At 65.1% G+C, this 22,965-nt stretch carries 22 protein-coding genes; 17 read left to right on the forward strand and 5 right to left on the reverse strand.

Going from position 1 to position 22,965, the window contains the following annotated elements; genetic code table 11:
• Positions 1 to 5: 5 nt before the first annotated feature.
• Positions 6 to 785: a helix-turn-helix transcriptional regulator gene (locus CBW66_RS00855; RefSeq protein ID WP_086136219.1), complete on the reverse strand. Its 780-nt coding sequence runs from the start codon at positions 783 to 785 to the stop codon at positions 6 to 8.
• 95 nt (positions 786 to 880) lie between these two features.
• Between CBW66_RS00855 and CBW66_RS00860 the strand changes: the two genes are divergently transcribed.
• Together CBW66_RS00860 and CBW66_RS00865 are read left to right on the forward strand one after the other, a co-directional pair.
• Positions 881 to 1,771 (forward strand): DMT family transporter, encoded by an 891-nt coding sequence (locus CBW66_RS00860; RefSeq protein WP_086136220.1) that lies wholly within the window; start codon positions 881 to 883, stop codon positions 1,769 to 1,771.
• A 38-nt stretch (positions 1,772 to 1,809) separates the two neighbouring features.
• Positions 1,810 to 2,397 carry an O-methyltransferase gene (locus CBW66_RS00865; RefSeq protein WP_086136221.1) on the forward strand — a complete coding sequence of 196 codons (588 nt, stop codon included), beginning with the start codon at positions 1,810 to 1,812 and terminating at the stop codon, positions 2,395 to 2,397.
• On the opposite strand, the gene CBW66_RS00870 is transcribed toward CBW66_RS00865, so the two are convergent.
• Together CBW66_RS00870 and CBW66_RS00875 are read right to left on the reverse strand one after the other, a co-directional pair.
• Positions 2,398 to 2,907 carry a GAF domain-containing protein gene (locus CBW66_RS00870; protein ID WP_086136427.1) on the reverse strand — a complete coding sequence of 170 codons (510 nt, stop codon included), beginning with the start codon at positions 2,905 to 2,907 and terminating at the stop codon, positions 2,398 to 2,400.
• Between the two features lie 67 nt (positions 2,908 to 2,974).
• Complete coding sequence (locus CBW66_RS00875; protein WP_230491983.1) at positions 2,975 to 3,865, reverse strand: LysR family transcriptional regulator; 891 nt, start codon at positions 3,863 to 3,865, stop codon at positions 2,975 to 2,977.
• An 85-nt stretch (positions 3,866 to 3,950) separates the two neighbouring features.
• Between CBW66_RS00875 and CBW66_RS00880 the strand changes: the two genes are divergently transcribed.
• The 13 genes from CBW66_RS00880 (at position 3,951) to CBW66_RS00940 (ending at position 20,302) form a co-directional block, all read left to right on the forward strand.
• The gene (locus tag CBW66_RS00880) at positions 3,951 to 4,943 is read left to right on the forward strand and encodes an aldo/keto reductase (RefSeq protein WP_086136222.1); all 993 of its coding nucleotides are present in this window, start codon (positions 3,951 to 3,953) and stop codon (positions 4,941 to 4,943) included.
• 123 nt (positions 4,944 to 5,066) lie between these two features.
• The gene (locus CBW66_RS00885) at positions 5,067 to 5,891 is read left to right on the forward strand and encodes a protein-glutamate O-methyltransferase CheR (RefSeq protein ID WP_200899269.1); all 825 of its coding nucleotides are present in this window, start codon (positions 5,067 to 5,069) and stop codon (positions 5,889 to 5,891) included.
• Position 5,892: 1 nt separating this feature from the next.
• Positions 5,893 to 6,501 (forward strand): chemotaxis protein CheB, encoded by a 609-nt coding sequence (locus CBW66_RS00890; RefSeq protein ID WP_086136223.1) that lies wholly within the window; start codon positions 5,893 to 5,895, stop codon positions 6,499 to 6,501.
• A gap of 106 nt (positions 6,502 to 6,607) precedes the next feature.
• Positions 6,608 to 7,732, forward strand: coding sequence for a hybrid sensor histidine kinase/response regulator (locus tag CBW66_RS00895; protein ID WP_086136430.1), 1,125 nt, complete (start codon positions 6,608 to 6,610; stop codon positions 7,730 to 7,732).
• Positions 7,729 to 11,127, forward strand: coding sequence for a response regulator (locus tag CBW66_RS00900; RefSeq protein WP_086136224.1), 3,399 nt, complete (start codon positions 7,729 to 7,731; stop codon positions 11,125 to 11,127). The genes CBW66_RS00895 and CBW66_RS00900 overlap by 4 nt, the downstream gene beginning before the upstream one ends.
• A gap of 47 nt (positions 11,128 to 11,174) precedes the next feature.
• The gene (locus tag CBW66_RS00905; protein ID WP_034750597.1) at positions 11,175 to 11,573 is read left to right on the forward strand and encodes an MAPEG family protein; all 399 of its coding nucleotides are present in this window, start codon (positions 11,175 to 11,177) and stop codon (positions 11,571 to 11,573) included.
• Positions 11,574 to 11,679: 106 nt separating this feature from the next.
• A complete protein-coding gene (locus CBW66_RS00910; protein ID WP_086136225.1) occupies positions 11,680 to 13,371 on the forward strand; it encodes an ATP-dependent DNA helicase RecQ in 1,692 nt (563 codons plus the stop codon).
• An 87-nt stretch (positions 13,372 to 13,458) separates the two neighbouring features.
• Positions 13,459 to 14,499 (forward strand): ligase-associated DNA damage response exonuclease, encoded by a 1,041-nt coding sequence (locus CBW66_RS00915; RefSeq protein ID WP_086136226.1) that lies wholly within the window; start codon positions 13,459 to 13,461, stop codon positions 14,497 to 14,499.
• Positions 14,492 to 16,123, forward strand: coding sequence for an ATP-dependent DNA ligase (locus tag CBW66_RS00920; protein WP_086136227.1), 1,632 nt, complete (start codon positions 14,492 to 14,494; stop codon positions 16,121 to 16,123). The genes CBW66_RS00915 and CBW66_RS00920 overlap by 8 nt, the downstream gene beginning before the upstream one ends.
• A gap of 7 nt (positions 16,124 to 16,130) precedes the next feature.
• Entirely contained in the window at positions 16,131 to 18,596 is a 2,466-nt protein-coding gene (locus tag CBW66_RS00925; RefSeq protein ID WP_086136228.1) for a ligase-associated DNA damage response DEXH box helicase, read from the forward strand.
• Positions 18,593 to 19,267, forward strand: coding sequence for a ligase-associated DNA damage response endonuclease PdeM (pdeM, locus tag CBW66_RS00930; RefSeq protein ID WP_086136229.1), 675 nt, complete (start codon positions 18,593 to 18,595; stop codon positions 19,265 to 19,267). Before CBW66_RS00925 ends, pdeM begins: the two co-directional genes overlap by 4 nt.
• 205 nt (positions 19,268 to 19,472) lie before the next feature.
• Complete coding sequence (locus CBW66_RS00935; RefSeq protein ID WP_086136431.1) at positions 19,473 to 19,841, forward strand: KGG domain-containing protein; 369 nt, start codon at positions 19,473 to 19,475, stop codon at positions 19,839 to 19,841.
• A gap of 194 nt (positions 19,842 to 20,035) precedes the next feature.
• Positions 20,036 to 20,302, forward strand: coding sequence for a hypothetical protein (locus CBW66_RS00940; RefSeq protein WP_086136230.1), 267 nt, complete (start codon positions 20,036 to 20,038; stop codon positions 20,300 to 20,302).
• Positions 20,303 to 20,311: 9 nt separating this feature from the next.
• Here the strand turns inward: CBW66_RS00940 and CBW66_RS00945 are convergent, their stop codons facing one another.
• On the reverse strand, positions 20,312 to 20,914 hold the full coding sequence (locus CBW66_RS00945; RefSeq protein ID WP_086136231.1) for a DUF2239 family protein: 603 nt from the start codon (positions 20,912 to 20,914) through the stop codon (positions 20,312 to 20,314).
• Positions 20,915 to 21,001: 87 nt separating this feature from the next.
• Positions 21,002 to 21,499 carry a pyridoxamine 5'-phosphate oxidase family protein gene (locus CBW66_RS00950; protein ID WP_086136232.1) on the reverse strand — a complete coding sequence of 166 codons (498 nt, stop codon included), beginning with the start codon at positions 21,497 to 21,499 and terminating at the stop codon, positions 21,002 to 21,004.
• A 263-nt stretch (positions 21,500 to 21,762) separates the two neighbouring features.
• Between CBW66_RS00950 and CBW66_RS00955 the strand changes: the two genes are divergently transcribed.
• Both CBW66_RS00955 and CBW66_RS00960 read left to right on the forward strand, forming a co-directional pair.
• The gene (locus CBW66_RS00955; protein WP_086136233.1) at positions 21,763 to 22,416 is read left to right on the forward strand and encodes a PepSY-associated TM helix domain-containing protein; all 654 of its coding nucleotides are present in this window, start codon (positions 21,763 to 21,765) and stop codon (positions 22,414 to 22,416) included.
• 32 nt (positions 22,417 to 22,448) lie between these two features.
• Positions 22,449 to 22,964, forward strand: a complete 516-nt coding sequence (locus tag CBW66_RS00960) for a DUF2271 domain-containing protein (protein ID WP_086136234.1) — start codon at positions 22,449 to 22,451, stop codon at positions 22,962 to 22,964.
• The last annotated feature ends 1 nt before the right edge of the window (position 22,965 follow it).

Here is a 22,965-nt window from a genome sequence, read left to right on the forward strand (position 1 = left end):
CTTTTTCAGCGCAGGCCGCGGCGGAACTGGTCCGGCGTGCCGCCGCTCTGGCGGCGGAACATGGCGATGAAGGCGGAGGCCGTGCTGTAACCCAGTTCCAGCGCGATCGCCTGCACGGTGTCGCCCCGTTCCAGCAGGGGCAGGGCCGCCAGGAAGCGCTGGCGCTGGCGCCATTCGCCGAAGGGCATGCCCAGCTCGCGCTGGCAGCGGCGCGCCAGCGTGCGCTCGGTCACGTGCAAGTGCGCGGCCCAGTCGGCCAGTGAGCGATTACTTCCCGGCTCCGCCTGCAGCGCGGCCAAGAGCGCCGCGATGACGGGATCGTCGCTGCCGGGCAGGTAGTTGCGGCTGCACGGCGCCAGCTGCAGCTGGTCGACCAGCACCTGCGCCAGGCGCCGGTCGGCTTCGGTGGCGGGCGTGGTGACGTTCCTTTCGGCGAAGTCGGCCAGGATGGCTTTCAGCAAGGGACTCAGGACCAGCGCGCACGGCTGCGCCGGCAGCTGCGCGCACAGGCTGGCATCGATGTAGGCCGAATGAAACACGACATCCTGGCGGATATAGCCGTCGTGCAGGGTTTCTGGCGGTATCCACACGGCGTACTGGGGCGGCGACAGGTAGCGTTGGCCAGCCACCATGATTTCCATCACGCCCGTGCTGCAATACGTGAGCTGGCCCCAGGGATGGCTCTGGTAATCGAATTGCTGGTGCGCGCGATAGTCGTCGAGACGAAAGTACACGGGGTAGGGCAGGGCGTCGGACACGGCGGGGAAATGCTGGTTGCTGGCCATCTTGTCCTGTTCTTCGCATCGTTTGTCCGGTATGCATTATATCCATGGAATCGGACCATGCGAAAATGGCGGTATTGAAAATTGGAGTTCTTCGCATGCAAACCAGGCACTACCTGTTTCCCGTGATCGCCGTGCTGATCTGGGCCATCAATACCATCGTCAGCAAGCTGGCTGTCGGCGTGATCGATCCGGCCGCCATCTCGTTCTACCGCTGGCTGCTGGCCGGCGTGCTGCTGGCGCTCGTGTTTGCCCGTCCCGTGTGGAAGCAGCGGTCCGTGGTAACACCGTATCTGGGCAAACTGTTCGTGCTGGGCATGTTAGGCATGGTCATGTACCAGTGCCTCGCCTACATCGCCGCGCAAACGACGACGGCCACCAACATGGGTATCCTCGCGTCGATGATGCCGCTGCTGGCCGTGGGCCTGTCCGTGCTGGTATTGAAAGAGGCGCCTACCGTGGGCGGCGTGTTTGGCGGCATCGTGTCCTTGCTGGGACTCGGCTATTTGCTCAGCCATGGCGACCCGGCCGCCCTGATCTCCCATGGCGCGGCCTTGGGCGACGCCCTGATGCTGCTGGCCTGCCTGTCGTATGCCGGTTACGGCGTGCTGCTCAAGCGCTGGAAGATTCCCCTGAATAACTGGCACTCATTGTTGATCCAGGTCTGGTGCGCCGTGCCCGTGCTGTTTGTGTATTACCTGAGCCAGTCCGCGCCGCCCGTCACCGGCGCCGGCTTGCCGCTGGTGCTGTTTGCCGGCATCCCCGCGTCCATCATCGCGCCGTTTTTATGGATGCATGGCTTGGCCAAACTGGGCCCCAGCCGCGCCACCACCTTGATGAATCTGCTGCCCGTGTTCACCGTCATCATCGCCATGCTGTTTCTCGGTGAAACCTTGCACAGCTATGATGTGATCGGCGGCGGCGTCACCTTGCTGGGCGTGGTGATGGTGCAAACCCTGAAGCGTCCCCTGCGCCGCGCCATCGCCTAGTTTTTTTGCTATGCTGGTGTTTTACGCAAGGAGCCATCATGCCGGACATCGATACCCTGTTGAGTGAACTGGAAGCCTTCGGTAGCAGCAACGATGCGGCGCACACGGAACGCGCCAGCCGCATGCTCAACATCACGCGCGACACGGGCGAATTACTGGCCGTGCTCGTGCATGCGCGCGGCGCCCGCCGGCTGCTGGAAATCGGCACTTCGAACGGCTACTCGACCCTGTGGCTGGCGCGCGCGGCGCAGGCGCTGGGCGGCAGCGTGGTGACGGTGGAAAAGGCGCAGGACAAGTTCGACATGGCGCACGACAACTTTGTGCGCGCGCAATTGCAGGGCGTGATCGGGCAACTGCTGGCGGACGCGGGCGACGTGCTGCGCGATGCGGGCGACGGCGCCTACGATTTCATCTTCCTCGATTCCGCGCGCCAGCAATACGCGCAGTGGTGGCCGCAGCTGGACCGCGTGCTGGCGGCCGGCGGCGTGCTGGTGGTCGACAACGCCAGTTCGCACTATGCGGACATGGCGGAGTTCCTTGACGCCATCGGCGCCGACAGCCGCTATACGACGTGCCTGGCGACTGTCGGCAAGGGCGAATTCATCGCCGTCAAGGCGGGCAATTAATTACGCTGCGACGATAGCCGCTTCCAGCACGCGCACCAGCGATTCGACACCTTGCGCGTCGACCTCGTCGAAACGGCCGGTCAAGGGACTGTCGAGGTCGAACACGCCGATGATCTGGCCGTGCGCAAACACGGGCACGACCAGTTCCGAACGTGAATTGACGTCGCAGGCAATGTGGCCGGGAAAAGCGTGCACGTCCTGCACGACGATGGACTTGCCTTCGACCACCGTGGTGCCGCATACGCCGCGGCCCTTCTTGATGCGGATGCAGGCCGGCTTGCCCTGGAACGGTCCCAGCACCAGTTCCTCGCCTTTCAGAAAGTAGAACCCGGCCCAGTTCAAACCTGGCATGGTATTGAAGACCAGCGAGCTGAAGTTGGCCGTATTGGCGATGAAGTCGGTTTCGCCCGACAGCAAGCCTTGCAGCTGCGAACGCAGGTCCGCATACATGGCTTGCTTGGCGGCGGGGGTATCGGTGGCGTAGGCGGCGTCGCTGAGGGTAAACGTCATGGTCGTGGTGGGGCGCGAAATGGGGAAGGCGTCATGGTAGCGCGTCTGGCGCATCCGCGTGCGGCCCTCATTTTTGCAGGTGTTCCTGCGCCAGCCGGCGCAGCAGGGGCAGGGCCGCATGGCCGTGCTCTTCCCGCCAGGCCAGGCCGATGCCGGCCGCCAGTTCCTCGCCCTCCAGCAATGGCCGGTAGGCCACGCCGGCAAGGCGCAATGCGCGGAACGAATCGGCCAGCAGCGCCATGCCCTTGCCGGCGGCCACGTCGCCGAGCAGCACATGGTGGTCGGGCGCCTCGCGCAGGAAGGCGGGCGCGAAGCCATGGCGGCGAAACACCTGCTGGCAATGGTCGAAGAAGGCGGGCTGGCGCGCCCGTTCGAACCAGTAAATCGATTCTGCCGCGATGTCGGTCAGGCTGAGCTTGCGCTTCTTCGCCAGCCGGTGCCCTGCGGGCAGGGCCAGCATCATGGGCTGGCGCGCCAGCGGCTGCACGGCCAGTTCGAAGGTGGCGCTGGGCAAGGCCAACAGGGCCGCATCGAGCTGGCCCTTGCGCACGGCCGCGACCAGGCGCGGCGAGGGCGCGGCCGTCAGTTCCAGGCGGATATTGCCCAGTTGCGCCTCCAGCGCCGCGACCAGCGGACGGAACAGGCCGGCCGCCACGGAGCTCGTCAGGCCCAGGCGCAGGCGTGCCGGGGCGGCATCGCTCTGCAGCGACGCTTGCGCCGCGTCCAGCGAAGCGAGGATGTGCAGCGCCTGCGGCAGCAGCGTGCGGCCCGCCTGCGTCAGGGCCACGCCCTGCGTGTCGCGCTCGAACAATCGCGCGCCCAGCTTGTCCTCCAATGTCTTGATGGCGCGCGACAGGGGCGGCTGGGTCATGTGCAATTGCTCGGCCGCCTGGCGGAAATTCAGGCAGCGGGCGACGGCGCAAAACAGGGTCAGGGCATGGGTGTCGAGGGCTCTCATACCAGAAAGGTATCACGAAATTGCGCATTCCCTTGCCGGCCGGCGCGGCGCAGACTGGCCGCTTTGACACTGAAGGGAGATCAACATGCAACTGCAACAACGACGGATCGGTCATAGCGGCTTGAACAGCTCGGCACTGGGCCTGGGCTGCATGGGCATGTCGGAATTCTATGGCGCCACGGACGAGGCGCAATCGATGGCCACGCTGGAAGCGGCCCTGGCGGCGGGCGTGACCCTGTTCGACACGGCCGACGCCTACGGTTTCGGCCACAACGAGCAATTGCTGGGGCGCTTTTTGGCGCGCCACCCGGGCCAGGCCCTGGTCGCCACCAAGTGCGGCCTGGCGCGCGAGGAGGGCAGCTATGCGCGCCGCATCGACAATTCTCCCGCCTACATCCGGCAGGCATGCGAGGCGTCGCTGGCGCGCCTGGGCGTGGAGAGCATCGACCTGTTCTACCTGCACCGCCTGAACCTGGACACGCCTTTGGCCGAGTCGATGGGGGCGCTGGCGCAACTGCGGCAAGAGGGCAAGATCCGCGCCGTGGGCCTGTGCGAGGTGAGCGCCGCCACCTTGCGGCGCGCAGCGGCCATCTGCCCCGTGGCGGCCGTGCAGAGCGAATACTCACTGTGGACGCGCGAACCGGAGCAGGGCGTGCTGGCCGCCTGCCGCGAGGTGGGCGCCAGTTTCTTTGCCTACAGCCCGCTGGGACGCGGTTTTCTGACGGGCGCCATCGCCGATGCGACCAGTCTCGACGCGGGGGATTTTCGCCACTTCAACCCCCGTTTTGCCACCGAGAACCTGGCGCATAACCAGGCCATCGTCGCGCAGGTCAGGGACATCGCGCGCGCCAAAGGCTGCACGCCGGCCCAGCTGGCGCTGGCCTGGCTGCTGGCGCAAGGCGACGACATCATTCCCATCCCCGGCACCAAGCGCATCGCCTACCTGCACGACAACCTTGGCGCGCTGGCCGTGCGGCTGGACGGGGCGGAGCTGGCGGCGATGAACGCGGCCTTTCCCCTGGGCATGGCGTCGGGCGCGCGCTATACGGAGGAAGGCATGAAGGGCGTGGATGCCTGAAAAAGTGGCTCCAGCGTACGCCAGCGTACCTAACTGACGCTTTTCCTGCGGGATAATCGGTGACGATCTGCTAGCATTTGGTAGGTTGCACCGTGTTCAACGGTCAGGTATCCGATGAGGTGGATGTTGTTAGATGACGATATTTTCGATATAGAACTGAAATTATTGCTTGAGGGAATATTGCTGCGGTATCAGCACGATTTCCGCGATTATTCCGTGGCGTCCCTGCGCCGGCGCATGCGCCAGGCCATGGAGCGCTTCGGCTGCGCCAGCCTGTCGCAATTGCAGGACCGCATCTTGCACGAGCCGGCCATGTTTGCGCAGATGCTGCAATTTTTTACGGTGCAGGTGAGCGAGATGTTCCGCGATCCCGCGTATTTCCGCGCCTTGCGCGAAAAAGTCGTGCCCATCCTGCACACTTATCCGTCGATCAAGATTTGGGTCGCCGGCTGCAGCAGCGGCGAAGAGGTGTGGTCGCTGGCCATCTTGCTGGAAGAAGAGGGCTTGCTCGAGCGCAGCATGATCTACGCGACCGACATCAACGTCGAAGCGCTGGCCGCCGCGGAAGCGGGCATCTATCCGGTCGAGCGCATCGCCCAGTTCAGCGAGAATTACCAGCTGGCGGGCGGCAAGCGCTCGCTGTCCGACTATTACACGGCCGCCTACAAGGGCGCCATCTTTGACCGGCGCTTGCGGCGCCAGTTCGTTTTTGCCGACCACAGCCTGGCGACGGACAGCGTGTTTTCGGAGGTGCACATGGTTTCCTGCCGTAACGTGATGATTTATTTCAATAAAGATTTGCAGGACCGCAGCCTGGGCCTGTTCCACGAAGCGCTGGTGAACCGGGGCTTCCTGGGCCTGGGCATGAAGGAAAGCCTGCATTTCAGCCGCCATGCGGACAGCTTTAACGAGCTGAGCCCGGCCGAACGCATCTTCCAGCGTGCCTGACATGCTACCGAGCTCCGCCGTCGCGCCGCCGCCGTCCGGCCTGCGCCTGATCGCCATGGGCGCTTCAGCCGGCGGCGTGGAGGCGCTGGGCATCGTGCTGCGCGCCTTGCCCGCCACCTGCCGCGCGGCCGTGGTGGTGGTGCTGCACCTGGCGCCGGGCCGCTCGAGCCAGTTGCCGCAGCTGTACGCGGAACGTTGCCAGCTGCCCTTGCGCGAAGCGCAGGACAAGGAGCCGCTGCAGCCCGGCGTCGTGTATTTCGCGCCGCCCGACTACCACCTGCAAGTCGAGCCCGATGGCTGTTTTTCCCTGTCGCAGGAAGCGCCCGTGTATTTTTCGCGCCCATCGATCGATGTCTTGCTGGAAACGGCCGCGTATGCCTACCGGCGCGCCATGCTGGCCATCATCCTGACAGGCGCCTCGGCCGACGGCGCGGCGGGCCTGGCGCGCGTGCGGCAGTTGGGCGGCAGCGCCTGGGTGCAAGACCCGCAGCGGGCCAGTTGTGGCATCATGCCGGCCGCCGCGCTCAAGCTGGCCGGCGCCGACCGCGTACTCGATTTGCCGCAAATGGCCGCCAGCCTGGCATTGCTCGGCGATGGAGAACACAAGTGAATGGGAATAGTGTAGTGCGTGTAATATATGTGAGAATTGAAACAATGTTTATGTCCATATCGAAATACGATGGCGTCTTGCCGTTGCGATGCCTGAAGATGATTCCGTGACCGCCCCTATTCATATCCTCGTCGTTGACGACATCGCGCAAAACCTGGTCGCCGCCGAAGCCGTGCTGGCACGGCCCGGCATTGTTATCCTGAAGGCAAACTCTGGCGCGGAAGCGCTGGAATTGCTGTTGACGCATGAAGTGGCGCTGGCCCTGATCGACGTGCAAATGCCGCAGATGGATGGCTTCGAGCTGGCCGAGCTGATACGCGGCAGCGAGCGCACGCGCAGCATCCCGCTGATTTTCCTCACGGCCGCGTCGCGCGAGCCGAGCTACAGTTTCCGCGGCTACGAGGCGGGCGCCGTCGACTTTCTCTACAAGCCCATCGATGTGAAAGCCTTGCAAAGCAAGGTGGCGGTGCTGGTCCAGCTACACCAGCAGAAACGCGAATTGTCGGCCCAGCTCGACGAACTCAAGCACGCTCTGCACCTGAATGAACTGTTCACGGCCGTGCTGGGCCACGACTTGCGCACGCCCTTGTCGGTGGTGATGAACGGCGCCATGCTGTTGCCGATGATGAGCGACCACCCGAAGGTGATCGTCACGGCGCAGCGCATCGAAAGCAGCGCCAAGCGCATGGCGCGCATGGTCGACCAGTTGCTGGACCTGGCGCGCATCCGTTCCGGCACGATGGAGTTGCGCGGCAGCATGCACGACTACCTGGCGCTGGCGCGCGCCATTGTCGAGGAATGCGAGACCGCCGGTCAGGCGCCGCTGGTCGAAGTCAGCAGCGTGGGCGAGCTGCACGGGCAATGCGACGCGGGCCTGCTGTCGCAAGTCATCTCGAATCTGTTAAACAATGCCATCACGCATGGCGAGCCGGGCGCGCCCGTGCAACTGGCCCTCGACGGACGGGACGCCGGCAGTATTGAATTGCGCATCGCCAATCGTGGCGTCATTCCCGCCACCTTGCTGCCGACCCTGTTCGAACCGTTCCAGCAGGCGGGCGAGAAGCGCCGGACTGGGCAGGGCCTGGGACTGGGCCTGTACACGGCAAACATGTTCGTCAAGGCTCATGGTGGCACGCTCGAACTCAGTTCGACGGCAGCGCAGGGCACGCTGGCGACCGTGCGCATTCCGCGCCAGTGCCAGGTGTGCGTGCAAGCGGGACTGGCGCCATGAGCGGGCCAGCCTGGCCGCGCGGCGGCGGCGGCATGGGGGAACTGGTGCGCCAGCGCGACTGGTCCGCCACCAGCCTGGGCGCCGTCGATGGCTGGCCCGCCAATTTGCGCACCAGCGTCGACATCGTGCTCAATTCGCCCATGGCGATGGTGCTGATGTGGGGCCCGCAGCACGTCATGATTTACAACGACGACTACATCCAGATCGCAGGCGAGCGCCATCCGGCGGCGCTGGGCGGTACGGTGCCGGGCATCTGGCCCGAAATCTGGGACTGGAACGCGCGCATCCTCGAAGCGGGATTGCGCGGCGAGACGCAGGTGCACCGCGAATGCTGTTTGCCGCTGTTGCGCGGCGGACAGCGCACGGACGTCTGTTTCGACTTGTTCTACACGCCCGTACATGGCGCCGGCGGCCAGGTGGACGGCGTGCTGTGCACGGCGCTGGAATTGACGGCGCGCATGGAGGAGGGGCGCCAGCTGAGGCTGGCCACGGCCGAACTGGGCGAACTCAATACCACCTTGCAAGCCGAGAGCGAGGCCGTGCGCGCGGCCAACCGCCGCCTGGGCGAGGAGCGCGCGCTGCTGCGTGCCCTGTTCCAGCAGGCGCCGAGTTTCATGGCCCTGCTGCGCGGCCCGCAGCACGTGTTCGAGCTGGCGAATGAACATTATCTGCGCCTGGTCGGTCATCGAGATCTGCTGGGCAAGACAGTCGAAGCGGCCTTGCCTGAAGTCAAGGAACAAGGTTTCATCGAGCTGCTCGACCAGGTCTACCGCACGGGCGAACCTTACGAGGGGCGCCAGGTGAAGGTGGACTTGCAGGCGGCGGACGGGCAGACGGGCCAGCGCCAGATCGACTTCGTCTACCAGCCCATCAAGGATGAAGAGGGCGTGGTGACGGGCATCCTCGTTGAAGGCATCGACGTGACCGAGCGCATGGAAGGCGAGGAGCGGCTGCGCCTGGCCCAGCAGGCGGGCGGCATCGGCACCTTCGAATGGTTCCCCGAGACGGGCGCGATGGTGGTGTCGCCCACCTTCCGCCGCCTGTGGGGCATTGCCGACGAGGTGGAAGTGACGGAACGCCTGCTGGTGAGCCTGGTCGATGCGCGCGACCAGCAAAAGGTCGGACCAAGCAAACTTGACGTCGCGCCCAATCCCCTCGAATACGTCGAGTACCGCATCCGCCGTCCCGCCGATGGCGCGCTGCGCTGGATCGCGCGCCAGGGCGAGGTGGTGGCCGGCCGCTTGCCGGGCCAGCGCCGCTACGTGGGCGTGTCGTTCGACGTGACGGAGCGGCGCCAGATCGAGGATGAACTGAACGCCAGCCAGGAGCGCATGGCGGCCATTTTCGGCCAGGCTTCCGTGGGCTTGTCCGAGCTGGGCCTCGATGGCAGTTTCCTGCGCGTTAACGGCGCCCTGTGCTGCATGCTGGGGCGTTCCGCCGAAGAACTGCTGAGCCTGAACATGAACGACATCATGCATCCGGCGGACGTCCCAGGCAACAACGTGCTGTTCCAGCGTCTGGTGGAAACGGGCGAGTCGTTTTCGCTGGAAAAGCGCTACCTGAAGCCCGACGGCACGCAAGTGTGGGTGTCGAGCAATGTCAGCCGCCTCGTCGATGAGCAGGGTCATACGCGTTCCCTGATCGCCGTCAAGACGGACATCACGGACCGGCGCCGCGTGGAAAAAGCGCTGCATGAATTGAACGAAACGCTCGAGCACCGGGTCGAACAGGAAGTCGGCGAGCGCACCAAGGCCGAAGACGCCTTGCGCCAGGCGCAAAAGATGGAGGCCGTGGGCCAGTTGACGGGCGGCATCGCGCACGATTTCAATAATGTGCTGCAAATTATTTCCGGCAATTTGCACTTGCTGCAGCATCTGGCGGGCACGGATGGCCTTATGCGCCAGCGCCTGGACACGGCGATTGCCGCCGTCGAGCGGGGCGCCAAATTGTCGTCGCACCTGCTGGCCTTTGCGCGGCGTCAACCGTTGAAACCCGTGGTGGCCGATCTGGCCCGCGTGGTGCGCAACATGGATGCGCTGCTGCGGCGCGCGCTGGGCGAAGCGATCGACATCGTGCTGGTGGGCGGCGGCGGGCTGTGGAATACCCTGATCGACCGCAGCCAGATCGAGAACGTCATCCTCAACCTGGCCATCAATGCGCGCGACGCCATGGATGGCGTGGGCAAGCTGACCATCGAGCTGGGCAACGTCGTGCTCGACGAACAGTATGTGCACAACCTGGTCGACGTGCCGGCGGGCCAGTACGTGATGCTGTCGGTGACGGACACGGGCCGCGGCATGAGCGGCGCCGTGCTGCAGCGGGCGTTCGAGCCGTTTTTCACCACCAAGCCGGAAGGCGCGGGCACGGGCCTGGGCCTGTCGATGGCGTATGGCTTCGTCACGCAAAGCCGCGGCCATATCCGCATTTACAGTGAACCTGGCGTGGGCACGGGAGTCAAAATCTATTTGCCCCGATCCCTGATGGCCGAAGCGGACGAGGAACTGGAATTGAGCGGCGTCGTCACGGGCGGCACGGAAACCGTGCTGGTAGTGGAAGACGATGTGGGCGTGCGCACCACCGTGGTCGATATGCTGGGCGCGCTGGGCTACAAGGTGCTCAAGGCCGAGGATGGCGAAAGCGCGCTGGCCGTGCTGCATAGCGGCGCGCAGATCGACTTGCTGTTTACGGACGTGATCATGCCCGGTCCCGTCAGCAGCACGGAGATGGCGCGCCAGGCGCGCGAGTTGCAGCCCGATATCGCCGTCTTGTTTACGTCGGGCTACGCGCAGGATGTCATCGTGCATGAGGGGCGTCTCGACGCGGGAGTGGAATTGCTCAGCAAGCCGTATCGGCGCGAAGAGCTGGCGCGCAAGCTGCGTCATGTACTGGCCAACCGCCAGCAGCAAATGCGTGCGCGTCAGTTTGAACGGTCCGGCGCGCCGGTGGCCGGCATCCTGCCGGCCGGCAGTGCGGCGGCCAGCGTGCTGGGAAGTGACACGCCGGGACTGGACTTGACGGGCCATGCTCCGGAACCGCAGGGGGACATGCCGACATCGATGAAAATACTTGTGGTGGAAGACAACCTCGATTCGCAGCTGATGGTGTGCGAACTGGTGGGCATGCTGGGCCATACGGTCAGCGGCGTGTCCGATGGCGAGGCGGCGTGGAAATTGCTCAACGAGCAAGACTTCGATATCCTGTTTACGGATGTCAGCCTGCCCGGCATGTCCGGCATCGCACTGGCACGCATGGTGTTGCGCGATAAACCGGCCATGCGCATCATCTTTTCCACCGGCTATGGCAAGGAATCGATGGATGAGCTGGGTTTTTCCGCCAGCGTCTTGCGCAAGCCCTATGATTTGATGGAGTTGCAAGCGGCACTCGACCAACCTTGACGGGCACGCGCCGCTTCGGCCCGCCCGTCTCACACTAGAGGTAAGGCATGACCCCTGAACTGACGATGCTGGCTTGTACCTTGGTGCTGGCGCTGGTGCAAATCCTGCTGCCGGCGCTGTTCCGCACGCGCGAAACGGGCACGGCCTATAACGTGAGCGCGCGTGACGGCGACGGACCGCCCGTGGGCAAGATCACGGGCCGCCTGCGGCGGGCCCAGGCGAACCTGTTTGAAACCCTGCCCCTGTTCGCCGCCGCCGTGCTGATCGCCCACGTGACGGCGCAGGAAAGCGCGCTCACGCTCTACGGCGCCGCCCTGTACCTGGCCGCGCGCGTGCTGTACCTGCCCCTGTACGCGTTTGGCGTACCCGTCGTGCGCACCCTCGTATGGTGCGTGTCGATTGCCGGGCTGCTGATGCTGTTCTGGGCCATCCTGTTCGCTTCCTGAATTCCTACGCTGGCTGTAGCAGCCGTCCTATGGTCGAACGCCAGACCCGGCCGTAAAGTGGCGGCAAGCTGGCAATTGGCGCCGGCATGTCAGGGACCGGACCACGATGGCGACTACCATTTCTGCAGTGAACGAAGCGGGCAGCGCCCGCCAGCGCAAGATCCAGCGTCTGCTGCGCTCCGTGTTTGGCGTGGCGCGGCTGCGCGCGGGCCAGCAGGACGTCATCGAGAGCGTGCTGGCCGGGCGCGACACCCTGGCCATCATGCCCACGGGCAGCGGCAAGTCGCTGTGCTACCAGCTGCCCGCCGCTCTGTTGCCCGGCGCCACCGTGGTGGTGTCCCCGCTGATTTCTCTGATGAAGGACCAGCTGGAAAAGCTGCACGAACTGGGCATCACGGCCGTGCAGCTCAACAGCAGCCTGTCGCGCGCCGAGGAAGACGACGCCATCGCCCGCATCGCCCAGGGCGGCAGACTCATCATCTTTTGCACGCCGGAACGCCTCACCAATACCGCCTTCCTGTCCCTGCTGGCCGGCGCGCCGCCCAGCCTGGTCGTCATCGATGAAGCCCATTGCATTTCGCAGTGGGGCCATGACTTCCGTCCCGCCTACCTGGAAATCGCGGCCGCCCTGCGCGCGCTGGGCCGCCCGCCCGTGCTGGCGTTGACGGCCACGGCCACCGGGGAAGTAATGGACGATATCGATACGCAACTCGAAGCGCGCAAGCTGAATGTCATCAATACGGGCATCTACCGCGCCAATTTGCGCTACCGCGTGATCCAGGTCACGAATGCGGGAGAAAAACAGGACGAAGTCCTGCGCCTGCTGCGCGAGACGCCGGGCGTGGGCATCGTGTACGCGGCCACCGTCAAGGCCGTCGAAGACCTGGCGGCGCGGCTGGAAGAGTTGGGCGAGAGCGTCATTTGCTACCACGGCAAGCTGGCGGCGCGCGAGCGCAAGCACAACCAGGACTTGTTCATGAATGGCGAGCGCCGCATCATGGTGGCCACCAACGCCTTTGGCATGGGCATCGACAAGCCCGACACGCGCTTCGTCATTCACTTGCAGGTGCCGGCCAACCTGGAAGCGTACTACCAGGAATCGGGTCGCGCAGGGCGCGACGGCTTGCCTGCCGACTGCACCTTGCTGTACTTCCAGGAAGACAAGCGGGTCCAGCAATTTTTTCTGGCGAAGCATTACCCCACGGCCGAGGAACTGGCCGCCATCGTGGCGGCAGCGCAAGAATTGCCGGCCACGTTTACTTTTGCCGCGCTGTCAGCGGGCTTGCCCGATTTTTCCGACGGCCACCTGAAGGTGTGCCTGAAACTGCTGAAAGACGGCAAGCTGCTGCGCCAGGACCGCAAGCTGGGCTACAGCCTGAAAGCGCCCTCGGCCAGCTCGCCCTCGTATGCGCAACTGGCGCAGATCTATGTCGACAAGCAGGAGCGCGACAAGCAAGCGCTCGAGCAGATGGTGGCGTATGCGCAAAGCGGCTTGTGCCGCTGGAAACTGCTGCTCGATTACTTTGGCGATGCCGGCGATTTCGAGCGTTGCTGCAGCTGCGACAATTGCCTGTCGCCGCCCGCGCTGGCCGCGCCCATTTCCCTCGACGAGTTGCCCCCGGTCCCGTCCCAAGCGCCATCGCCACCGCCAGCGCCGCAGATCGCCGTCGGCAGCCGCGTGCGCGTGCCCCGTTACCAGATCGGCACCGTGCTGTCGGTGGCGGGCGACCAGGTCACGATTGCTTTTCCGGAAAACACCACGCGCACCTTCATGGCCGAGTTTGTCGCACCGGCGTGAACCCAGTGTGCGCTGTCTGACAGATGATCTGGCGCAAGCGCGCTAGAATCAGTCCATTCCAACGCGTGTTAACGCAGGGGGCAGGGCATGGCAGACATGGTAGTGGTGCGCAAGGAAGGCTTGTACTGTGTGCCGGGTCAGTTCTATATCGACCCGTGGCGCCCCGTTGAGCGCGCCATCATCACGCATGCGCACGCCGACCATGCGCGGGTCGGGCACCGGCATTACCTGTGCGCCGCGCCCGGCGAGCAAGTGCTGCGCGCGCGCCTGGGCCCCGTGTCCATCCAGGGCCTCGCGTATGGCGACAGCATTGACCACCACGGCGTGCGAGTGTCTCTGCATCCGGCCGGCCACGTGCTCGGTTCGGCCCAGGTGCGCATGGAAGTGGGCGGCGAAGTGTGGGTGGCGTCGGGCGACTACAAGCTGCAACCCGACCCCACGTGTGTACCGTTCGAGCCCGTGCGCTGCGACACCTTCATCACGGAATCGACGTTCGGCCTGCCCATCTACCGCTGGCAGGCGCCGCAGGAAATTAATGATGAAATCAACCAGTGGTGGCGCAGGAATGCGGCCGAGGGGCGCACCAGCGTGCTGTTCTGCTATGCCTTCGGCAAGGCGCAGCGCATCCTGGCCGGCCTCGATGCCAGCATCGGCCCCATCATCTGCCATGGCGCGGCGCAAGCCCTGACGCAGGTCTACCGCGAGTCGGGCGTGGCCTTGCCCGCCACCGTGATGGTGAGCGAGTTGGCGGACAAGGCCGCCCTGAAGACGGCGATGGTGATCGCGCCGCCGTCGGCCGCCGGTTCGCCGTGGATGAAGCGCTTCGGCGACTACAGCGATGCGTTTGCCAGCGGCTGGATGCTGCTGCGCGGCGCGCGCCGGCGGCGCGGCGTGGACCGGGGTTTCGTGCTGTCCGACCACGCCGACTGGCCCGGCCTGATGCAGGCGATCACGGCCACGCAGGCCGAACGCATCATCGTCACGCACGGATCGATTCCCGTGATGGTGCGCTGGCTGCGGCAGAACGGCTGGCAGGCGGGCGGCTTCGAGACGGAATATGGCGATGACGAGGCCGATGACGGTGCGCCGGCCGCATCCGCGGCGGCGGAGGACGTCAGCCATGCGTGACTTTGCCCGGCTGTACGCGGAACTCGACGAGACGACCTCCACCAGCCGCAAGCTGGCGGCGCTGCAAGCGTATTTTCGCGGCGCCTCGCCCGAGAACGCGGCCTGGGCCGTGTATTTCCTGGCCGGCGGCAAGCCGCGCCAGGCCGTGCCCACCAAATTGCTGCGCGAATACGCGACCGAACGCGCGGGCCTCGATGCCTGGCTGTTCGACGAGGCCTATCACGCCGTGGGCGACCTGGCCGAAACCATCGCCCTGATCCTGCCCGCGCCCGTCAAACGCAGCGACATCGGCCTGGCCGAGTGGGTCGAGCGGCGCATCGCGCCGTTGCGTGGCGCGGCGCCCGAGGCCATCCGCGCCGCTCTGCTGGCCTACTGGGACGAGCTGGAAACGCGCGAACGCTTCCTGTTGATCAAGCTGATCGGCGGCGGCTTTCGCGTGGGCGTGTCGAAGCTGCTGGTGACGCGCGCGCTGGCGTCGATTGCCGCCGTCGACAGCAAGCTGATCGCCCAGCGCCTGATGGGTTGGACCGATGGCAAGGTCAGCCCCACGGGCGCGGGATTTTTGCAACTGATCGCCGCGCAGTCGGAGGGCGAACATGCGCTGCGCGGCGGCCAGCCGTATCCGTTTTTCCTGGCCCATCCTTTGCAGGCGGCGCCGGAAACGCTGGGCGGCGTCGCCAACTGGCTGGTCGAATGGAAATATGACGGCATGCGTGCCCAGCTGCTGCGCCGCGACGGCGTGAACTGGCTGTGGTCGCGCGGCGAGGAATTGATCACCGAGCGCTTTCCCGAACTGGCGCAGCTGGCCTTGCCCGAGGGTACCGTGCTCGATGGCGAAATCCTCATCTGGCAGCCGGGCGATGTGCCGGCGCCATTTGCCGATTTGCAACAACGCATGGGCCGCAAAACCGTTTCGCCCAAGTTGCTGGCCGAGCTGCCCGCCGTGCTGGTGGCCTACGACGTGCTGGAACTCGATGGCGTGGACGTCCGCCAGCTGCCCCAGCTCGAGCGCCGCGCGCTGCTGGAGACCGTGGTGGCCGGCGTGCACGCTCCCGCGCTGCGCCTGTCGCCGCGCATCGAAGCGGCAGGCTGGGACGCGCTGGCCGCCATCCGCATGGAGTCGCGCGCGCGCGGCGTGGAAGGCTTGATGCTCAAGGCCGCGTCGGCCGCGTATGGCGTGGGCCGCACGAAAGACGTGGGCACGTGGTGGAAATGGAAGATCGATCCATATGCCATTGACGCCGTGCTGATCTACGCCCAGGCGGGCCACGGCCGGCGCGCGTCGCTGTACACGGACTATACGTTCGCCGTGTGGGATGAAGTGGAGGAGGGCGAGCGCAAGCTGGTGCCGTTCGCCAAGGCGTATTCGGGCTTGACCGATGCGGAGATCGCGCAAGTCGATGCGGCCATCCGCAAGACGACGATCGAAAAATTCGGCCCCGTGCGCAGCGTGCAGCCGACGATGGTGTTCGAGATCGGCTTCGAAGGCATCGCCGCGTCCAGCCGCCACAAGGCGGGCATCGCCGTGCGCTTTCCCCGCATCCTGCGCCGACGTGCAGACAAGACAGTCGCCGACGCCGACTCCCTGGCTACCCTGAAGGCCATGCTGGCGAGCGCCGCATGAGCAGGTGATGAGCAAAAGCGCGCTGGCGCAGCGCATCGATGCCTGGTTCACGGGGCGTGGCTGGACGATCTTTCCATTCCAGCGCGCCGTCTGGCGGGCTGGCGCGCAGGGACAATCGGGCCTGCTGCACGCGAGCACGGGGTCCGGCAAGACGTATGCCGTCTGGTTCGGCGCCTTGCTGCGCGCCGAGCGCCAGGCGCGCACGAGCAGGAAGCAGGGCTTGCGCGTGCTGTGGATCACGCCCATGCGGGCACTGGCGGCCGACACCGTGCGCGCGCTGCAGGCGTCCGGCGAAACGCTGGCGCCCGGCTGGCGCATCGAAGCGCGCACGGGCGATACGAGTGCCGCGCAGCGGGCGCGGCAGGCGAAAGCGTGGCCCGAGGTGCTCGTCACGACGCCGGAAAGCCTGTCCCTGATGCTGAGCCAGGCGGACGCGCAGGAACGCTTCAGCCTGCTGGAAACGGTGATCGTCGACGAGTGGCACGAATTGATGGGCAGCAAGCGCGGCGTGCAGGTGCAGCTGGCCCTGGCCCGTTTGCGCCGCTGGCAGGACAAGCTGATGACGTGGGGCTTGTCGGCCACCCTGGGCAATCTGCGGCAGGCGCAGGATGTCTTGCTGGGCGAGGAAAACACCGGCGTGCTGGTGGAAGGCAAAGTCAAAAAGCGCATCCTCGTCGACAGTCTGATTCCTGTGAACCCCACGCGCTTTCCCTGGGGCGGGCATTTGGGCATCCAGATGCTGCAGCCTTTGATTACCGAGATCGAGGGCAGCGCCACCACCCTGGTATTCACCAACACGCGTTCGCAGGCCGAGCTGTGGTACCAGCATTTGCTCGATGCGCGCCCCGACTGGGCGGGCCTGATCGCCCTGCACCACGGTTCGCTGGACCGCGAAGTGCGCGAATGGGTCGAGCAGCACCTGAAGACGGGCGAGCTGAAGGCCGTCGTGTGCACGTCCAGCCTGGACCTGGGCGTCGATTTCCTGCCCGTCGAACGGGTGCTGCAGGTGGGCAGCGCGAAAGGCATCGCGCGCCTGGTGCAGCGGGCGGGGCGCAGCGGCCACGCGCCGGGGCGCATGTCGCGCGTCACCCTGGTGCCCACCAACAGCCTGGAATTGCTGGAAGCGGCCGCCGCCCGCGCCGCCCTGGCGCAGGGCCACCTGGAAGCGCGGCCCGTGCCGGACAAGCCGCTCGACGTGCTGGTGCAGCACCTGGTGACGATCGCGCTGGGCGGCGGTTTCGACTCGCCGGCGCTGTACGCGGAAGTGCGCGCGGCCTGGTCGTATCGCCAGCTGACATCGGACGAGTGGCAATGGGCGCTCGATTTCGTCGCGCGCGGCGGGCAAAGCCTGACCGTGTACCCGGAATACCGCAGAGTGCTGCCTGACGATGCAGGCATCTACCGCGTGCCGGACGTGGCGCTGGCGCGGCGCCACCGCATGAGCATCGGCACCATCGTCTCGGAAGCGGCGATCCAGGTCAAATTCCTCGGCGGGGGACGGATCGGCAGCATCGAGGAATCGTTCATCGCCCGCCTGAAGCAGGGCGACCATTTTCTGTTTGGCGGGCGCATCCTGGAATTCGTGCGCGTGCACGAGATGACGGCCTACGTGCGGCGCGCCACGGGCAGCCGCGGTGCCGTGCCGCGCTGGCAGGGCGGCAAGATGCCGCTGTCGTCGGAACTGGCGCACGCCGTGCTGGACCAGCTGCAGCTGGCGCAGGAGGGCCGTGCCAGCGGGCCGGAAATGCGCGCACTGGCGCCGCTGCTGGCGATCCAGCAGAAATGGTCCAGCCTGCCCACGCGCGCCAGTTTGCTGCTCGAAACCTTGTCCAGCCGCGAAGGCCGGCACCTGTTCGTGTATCCGTTCGCGGGCCGCTCCGTGCACCTGGGCCTGGCGTCCCTGCTGGCGTATCGCATCGCGCGCGTGCAGCCGGCCACCTTGTCGATCGCCGTCAACGATTACGGCTTTGAATTGCTGGGCGCGGACGATATCGATTTTGCGCCGCTGCTGACGGCCGCCAGCGGTGCCGATCTTCCCCTGTTCAGCACGGACAACCTGCTGGAAGACGTGCTGGCCAGCCTGAACGCGACGGAGTTGTCGCAGCGGCGCTTCCGTGAAATCGCCCGCATCGCCGGTCTCGTGTTCCAGGGCTATCCGGGCCAGCCGAAAAGCGCGCGCCAGCTGCAGGCGTCGTCCTCGCTGTTTTTTGAAGTGTTCCGCAAGCACGACGCGGCCAATTTGCTGCTCACGCAGGCGCAGCGCGAAGTGCTGGAGCAGGAACTGGAACTGACGCGCCTGCGCACCACCTTGCGCGAGCTGCATGGACGCAGCATCTGCCTGCAAGCGCTGGAGCGCGCCTCGCCATTTGCCTTCGGCCTGATGGTCGAGCGTTTCCGCGAACAGCTGACGACGGAAAAACTGTCGGACCGGGTGGCGCGGCTGGTGCTGGCGCTGGAAAAGGCGGCCGCATGAAGGGACAGGAGCAAGCGCACTGCGCGGTGGAACTGGATGGCGAGCTGGTCTGGCTGCTGGCGCACAAGGCCGGGTACTGGCCGGCGCGCAGGATACTGATCATTGCCGACATCCATTTCGGCAAGGCGGCCGCGTTTCGCGCGCTCGGGGTGCCCGTGCCGCGCGGCACCACCACGCAAAACCTGCTGGCGCTCGACGCCTTGCTGGCCAGTTACGCCTGCGAGGAAATCGTCTTTCTCGGCGATTTTCTGCATGCGCGCGCCGCCCATGCCCCCGCCACCTTGGCGGCCATGCTGGCCTGGCGCACGCGCCATCCCGACGTGCGCCTGACGGTGGTGCGCGGCAACCACGACGCGCATGCGGGCGATCCGGCCGCCGCGCTGGGCATCCGCATGGTCGATGAACCGCATCAGGTGGGCAAGCTGTCGTTCTGCCATCACCCGGACACCGTGGCGTCCGGCTATGTGCTGGCCGGCCACGTGCATCCCGTGTTTCACTTGCGCGCGGACAGGGGCGGCTTGCGCCTGCCGTGTTTCCTGCTGGGCCGCGAGCGCGCCATCCTGCCCTCGTTTGGCGCCTTTACGGGCGGCCATGCGGTGCGGCCAGGCGCAGGCGAGCGCGTCTACGTGACGGCGGACGCGGCGATTTTTCCGCTGCCCGCTAACTGCTGAGTGTCTGGTACTTTTGGTGGAAAACTAAAAGTAACTGCGCTACCGTGGGCGGGACTCATCCTACATGCGCTCTTGCCATCCTCCTATTTCTTGTGCCCCATGCGCGCACTAAGATGACGATTCCCTTGCCATGCGAGGGGGAAGAATTGCATGGTTTGCATTGTTTTTTGCATTGTTTCTGATTCCATCGATCAAGGAGATCATCATGGCCACATCGAGCGACAATAAACAGCAAGGTAGTAAAACCAGTAGCGGTAGCAGCGGCGGCAGCGGCGGCAACAAGCAAAGCGATACCAGCAAACGGGGTTTCGCTTCCATGGACCCTGCCCAGCAGCGTGAAATCGCCAGCGAGGGCGGACGTGCCGCGCACGAAAAAGGCACGGCGCATGAGTTCACGTCGGAAGAGGCGCGCCGCGCAGGCAGCCAAAGCCACAAGAACGATGCCAACCGGCAAAGCGCCTCCAGCTCCAGCGGTTCGCGCGACAATGCCAGCATGAACCAGGAAGGCAACCGCGACAGTGGCAACAAGCAAAGCGGCGGGTCCGGTTCCAGCTCCGGGTCGCGCAACAAGTAGCGCTAGCTGAGTAGCAAGTCGCAAGTGGCCCTGGCCAGCGGGAAGCAGGCACGCCGCCGGTCAGGGCCACGCTTATTTGGCTGCCGCAAAATTTTGATGCAATGCAGCAGGCATGGACTATGATGAAATAGCTGCGCCGGCCACGGTCCACGCGCAGTCAACGCAGTCAAATCGCACTCACGATCAGGGAGAAGATGATGGGCAACTCCACTACGCCGCAAGCCGGCAATAGCCAGGGCGGCACGCCGTCCACGGCTGGCAGCAAGCAAAGCACGGGCGACTCGGGCGAGAACTTTGTATTGGTCGATAGCGGGCAGGGCCTCGATATCGGCGACGATCTGTTTTCCATCGGCGAGGTGCGGCGCGCCGACCGCTTGCCCCACCACCAGTCAGGCTCCGCCGGGCAGAGCCGGCAGAGCGCTGACGATGCGCCTGATACGACGGGCAGTACCGGCGTCTGATCTGGCCGCCTATCTTTCTTCGCTCTCAAACCACCCGCGCTGGGCCAGTTGCAAGACGTGTTCGCGCACGTCCGCTGGCCATTCCTGTACGCACGCGAGAAACGCTGCTTGCTTGCCAGCGAACAGGGCGCGGCTCGCTTCCTCGAAGCCTGGCGCATCGCCGGCCAGCGCACTCATGACCTTATAGGCCGCTTCGCGCGCATGGCGCTGTTCATCGTGCGCCTTGTTGCCGCGCTGCGCGTGTTCCACCAGTTTGCGCAAGGCCACGGAAGCGCCGCCCGGCTGTGTCGCCAGCCATTCCCAGTGACGGGGCAGCAAGGTGATTTCGCGCGCCACGACGCCCAGCTTCGGCCGGCCGGCCGTGCGCGCAGGGGCGGGAGCGTCGTCCTGCGGCGCCGGCGTTGCTGCGCGAGGCAGGCGCTGCAGCACCTCGGCCAGGCTACCGTGCAGGTTCAGGTCGACCTGGCTGCCGCTGGCATCGTCGAAAATCAGGATCTGCGCATCGGGATCGCGCGTCACCAGTTCCTTCAGTGTGTGCGCCACGGCATGCAATGTGCCTGCGGCCACTTTGCGTGGGCCGGCAAAGGCGGTCAGTTGGGTGGGGGCGTGCATAGCTTGCTCCAATGAGTCCCTATGCAGTTAATTTTACCCGGGTTAAATGGAAAGTCAATATCACCCGGGTAAAATGGGGCAAGCCTGCTACAGATCGACCCGGCCGTGTTCGCCCATGTCCTTCGGCGGCTCGCCCGTGATCGCGGCCTTGGCCATTTCATAGAATTGCATCATCTTGCTGGCGCTGCTATCCCAATACTCGGCCGACTGGATCGTCACCTTGATCAGCGACAGTTTCGGATCGTCGAGTCCGCCCGGGAACCAGGCTTTGACCAGCGGATTCCACAACTCCTCCGCCTTGGCGCGGTCCTTCAGCAGCTGCGCGTGGCCGCAGACGGACACGTACAGGCTGTCGCCCGTGTCGACGAAGCTGACATTGACTTGCGGGTTGTTCGCCAAGTCGCGCGTATAGCTGGCCTCGTCGGAAACAAAGAACCAGATCTGTCCCTCGTTATCGACCTGTTGCTGCGTCAACGGCCGGCTGGTGAGGATGCGCATGTCGTCGCTGGTGGTCAGCATGCCGAATTTGACGTCCTTGATCTTGGCCGCGATGCTGGCCAGTTGTTCGCTGGAATACGATTGCATGGGTGCTCCCTTGTTGGTTGTCCTGAACAACCAGCATAGGCGCTTGCTGCATGCGGCTCTGTACGGCAGCTTACGTAGCTGGGGAGCTTTGTTTCAAAGCTGTTACAAAACGCCGGCCCGGCGGGGCGCCCCATGTCTTGACTTAATAAATGATAATCATTATCATTTGTTTGAAAATATCGGCATGCACTTTGATTGAAGGATGGGAATGAAGCACACTGACTTGTCGCGCCAGCTGGCCCGCTCCTTGCCGGGAGCGGGCTATGGGTAAGGCGGGCGCCGCGGACAAGGCCAGGAACAATGCCAGTCGCGCCGTCTGGCTGAAGAACTTGCATCAATGGCACTGGATCAGCTCGGCGCTTTGCCTGCTGGGCATGTTTTTGTTCGCCATCACCGGCATCACCCTGAACCACGCCGGCCAGATCGAGGCCAAGCCGTCGATCACGCGCCAGCAGGCGCAGTTGCCGGCACCGCTCATCAAGGAACTGGCCGCGTATGCCGCCGGGCATGACGGCGCCAACGCACCGATGCCGGCCGCCGCCGAAACCTGGCTCAAGCAGCAGTGGTCGCTCAATGCGGGCGGGCGTGCCGCCGAATGGTCGATCGACGAAGTCTACCTGCCCCTGCCCAGGGCGGGCGGCGACGCCTGGGTGCGCATCGGCCTGGAAGACGGGGCCGCCGAATATGAATTGACGGACCGGGGCTGGGTGTCCTGGCTCAACGACGTGCACAAGGGCCGCAACACGGGCGTGGCCTGGAGCTGGTTCATCGACATCTTTGCCGGCGCCTGCATCGTGTTTTGCCTGACGGGGCTATTGATTTTGAACTTCCACGCGGCCAACCGGCCATTTACCTGGCCGATGGTTGGCCTCGGTATTCTGATACCTTGCGCGATCGCCTTGTTGTTTATCCACTGATCGTTTTTATTTTTCCTTTTTACAGGCACACCATGAAATTACGCTACTCCCTGGCGCTTGGCCTTCCCCTGATCGGTACGTCGGCGATGGCTGCCGACTTGTCCCTCAAGATTGAAATTCCGCAACTGAACGTGGCGGAATACCACCGCCCCTACGTGGCGGCGTGGCTGGAAACGGCCGATCAAAAGGTCGTTGGCAATCTGGCTGTGCTGTATGACGTGAAAAAGAAGGACAAGGCGGGCGAGAAATGGCTGAAGGATATGCGTCAATGGTGGCGCAAGAGCGGCCGCGACCTGACCATGCCCGTGGACGGCGTCAGCGGCGCCACGCGCGCGCCGGGCGAGCATACGCTGACTTTCCCTGGCGCCAAGGCCTTGCTCGACAAGCTGCCGGCCGGCGAATACCAGGTGGTGGTGGAGGCGGCGCGCGAAGCGGGCGGACGCGAACTGGTGCGTGTGCCGTTCCAGTGGCCGCTGAAATCGGCCCAGTCCGTTCCTGGCAAGGGCAAGGAAGAACTCGGCAATGTCGTCGTCCAACTCAAACCTTAAG

It is taken from the genome of Janthinobacterium sp. GW456P (assembly GCF_002127655.1).
Taxonomy (GTDB): domain Bacteria; phylum Pseudomonadota; class Gammaproteobacteria; order Burkholderiales; family Burkholderiaceae_D; genus Janthinobacterium.

What these genes read in the sequence shown, in the direction of transcription:
- CBW66_RS00960 (WP_086136234.1), top strand. Translation starts at nt 22,449, where the DNA reads ATGAAATTACGCTACTCCCTGGCGCTTGGCCTTCCCCTGATCGGTACG.
- CBW66_RS00865 (WP_086136221.1), top strand. Translation starts at nt 1,810, where the DNA reads ATGCCGGACATCGATACCCTGTTGAGTGAACTGGAAGCCTTCGGTAGC.
- CBW66_RS00950 (WP_086136232.1), bottom strand. Translation starts at nt 21,499, where the DNA reads ATGCAATCGTATTCCAGCGAACAACTGGCCAGCATCGCGGCCAAGATC.
- CBW66_RS00890 (WP_086136223.1), top strand. Translation starts at nt 5,893, where the DNA reads ATGCTACCGAGCTCCGCCGTCGCGCCGCCGCCGTCCGGCCTGCGCCTG.
- CBW66_RS00905 (WP_034750597.1), top strand. Translation starts at nt 11,175, where the DNA reads ATGACCCCTGAACTGACGATGCTGGCTTGTACCTTGGTGCTGGCGCTG.
- CBW66_RS00900 (WP_086136224.1), top strand. Translation starts at nt 7,729, where the DNA reads ATGAGCGGGCCAGCCTGGCCGCGCGGCGGCGGCGGCATGGGGGAACTG.
- pdeM (WP_086136229.1), top strand. Translation starts at nt 18,593, where the DNA reads ATGAAGGGACAGGAGCAAGCGCACTGCGCGGTGGAACTGGATGGCGAG.
- CBW66_RS00875 (WP_230491983.1), bottom strand. Translation starts at nt 3,865, where the DNA reads ATGAGAGCCCTCGACACCCATGCCCTGACCCTGTTTTGCGCCGTCGCC.
- CBW66_RS00945 (WP_086136231.1), bottom strand. Translation starts at nt 20,914, where the DNA reads ATGCACGCCCCCACCCAACTGACCGCCTTTGCCGGCCCACGCAAAGTG.
- CBW66_RS00935 (WP_086136431.1), top strand. Translation starts at nt 19,473, where the DNA reads ATGGCCACATCGAGCGACAATAAACAGCAAGGTAGTAAAACCAGTAGC.
- CBW66_RS00920 (WP_086136227.1), top strand. Translation starts at nt 14,492, where the DNA reads ATGCGTGACTTTGCCCGGCTGTACGCGGAACTCGACGAGACGACCTCC.
- CBW66_RS00915 (WP_086136226.1), top strand. Translation starts at nt 13,459, where the DNA reads ATGGCAGACATGGTAGTGGTGCGCAAGGAAGGCTTGTACTGTGTGCCG.
- CBW66_RS00910 (WP_086136225.1), top strand. Translation starts at nt 11,680, where the DNA reads ATGGCGACTACCATTTCTGCAGTGAACGAAGCGGGCAGCGCCCGCCAG.
- CBW66_RS00955 (WP_086136233.1), top strand. Translation starts at nt 21,763, where the DNA reads ATGGGTAAGGCGGGCGCCGCGGACAAGGCCAGGAACAATGCCAGTCGC.
- CBW66_RS00880 (WP_086136222.1), top strand. Translation starts at nt 3,951, where the DNA reads ATGCAACTGCAACAACGACGGATCGGTCATAGCGGCTTGAACAGCTCG.
- CBW66_RS00860 (WP_086136220.1), top strand. Translation starts at nt 881, where the DNA reads ATGCAAACCAGGCACTACCTGTTTCCCGTGATCGCCGTGCTGATCTGG.
- CBW66_RS00870 (WP_086136427.1), bottom strand. Translation starts at nt 2,907, where the DNA reads ATGACGTTTACCCTCAGCGACGCCGCCTACGCCACCGATACCCCCGCC.
- CBW66_RS00925 (WP_086136228.1), top strand. Translation starts at nt 16,131, where the DNA reads ATGAGCAAAAGCGCGCTGGCGCAGCGCATCGATGCCTGGTTCACGGGG.
- CBW66_RS00885 (WP_200899269.1), top strand. Translation starts at nt 5,067, where the DNA reads ATGTTGTTAGATGACGATATTTTCGATATAGAACTGAAATTATTGCTT.
- CBW66_RS00855 (WP_086136219.1), bottom strand. Translation starts at nt 785, where the DNA reads ATGGCCAGCAACCAGCATTTCCCCGCCGTGTCCGACGCCCTGCCCTAC.
- CBW66_RS00940 (WP_086136230.1), top strand. Translation starts at nt 20,036, where the DNA reads ATGATGGGCAACTCCACTACGCCGCAAGCCGGCAATAGCCAGGGCGGC.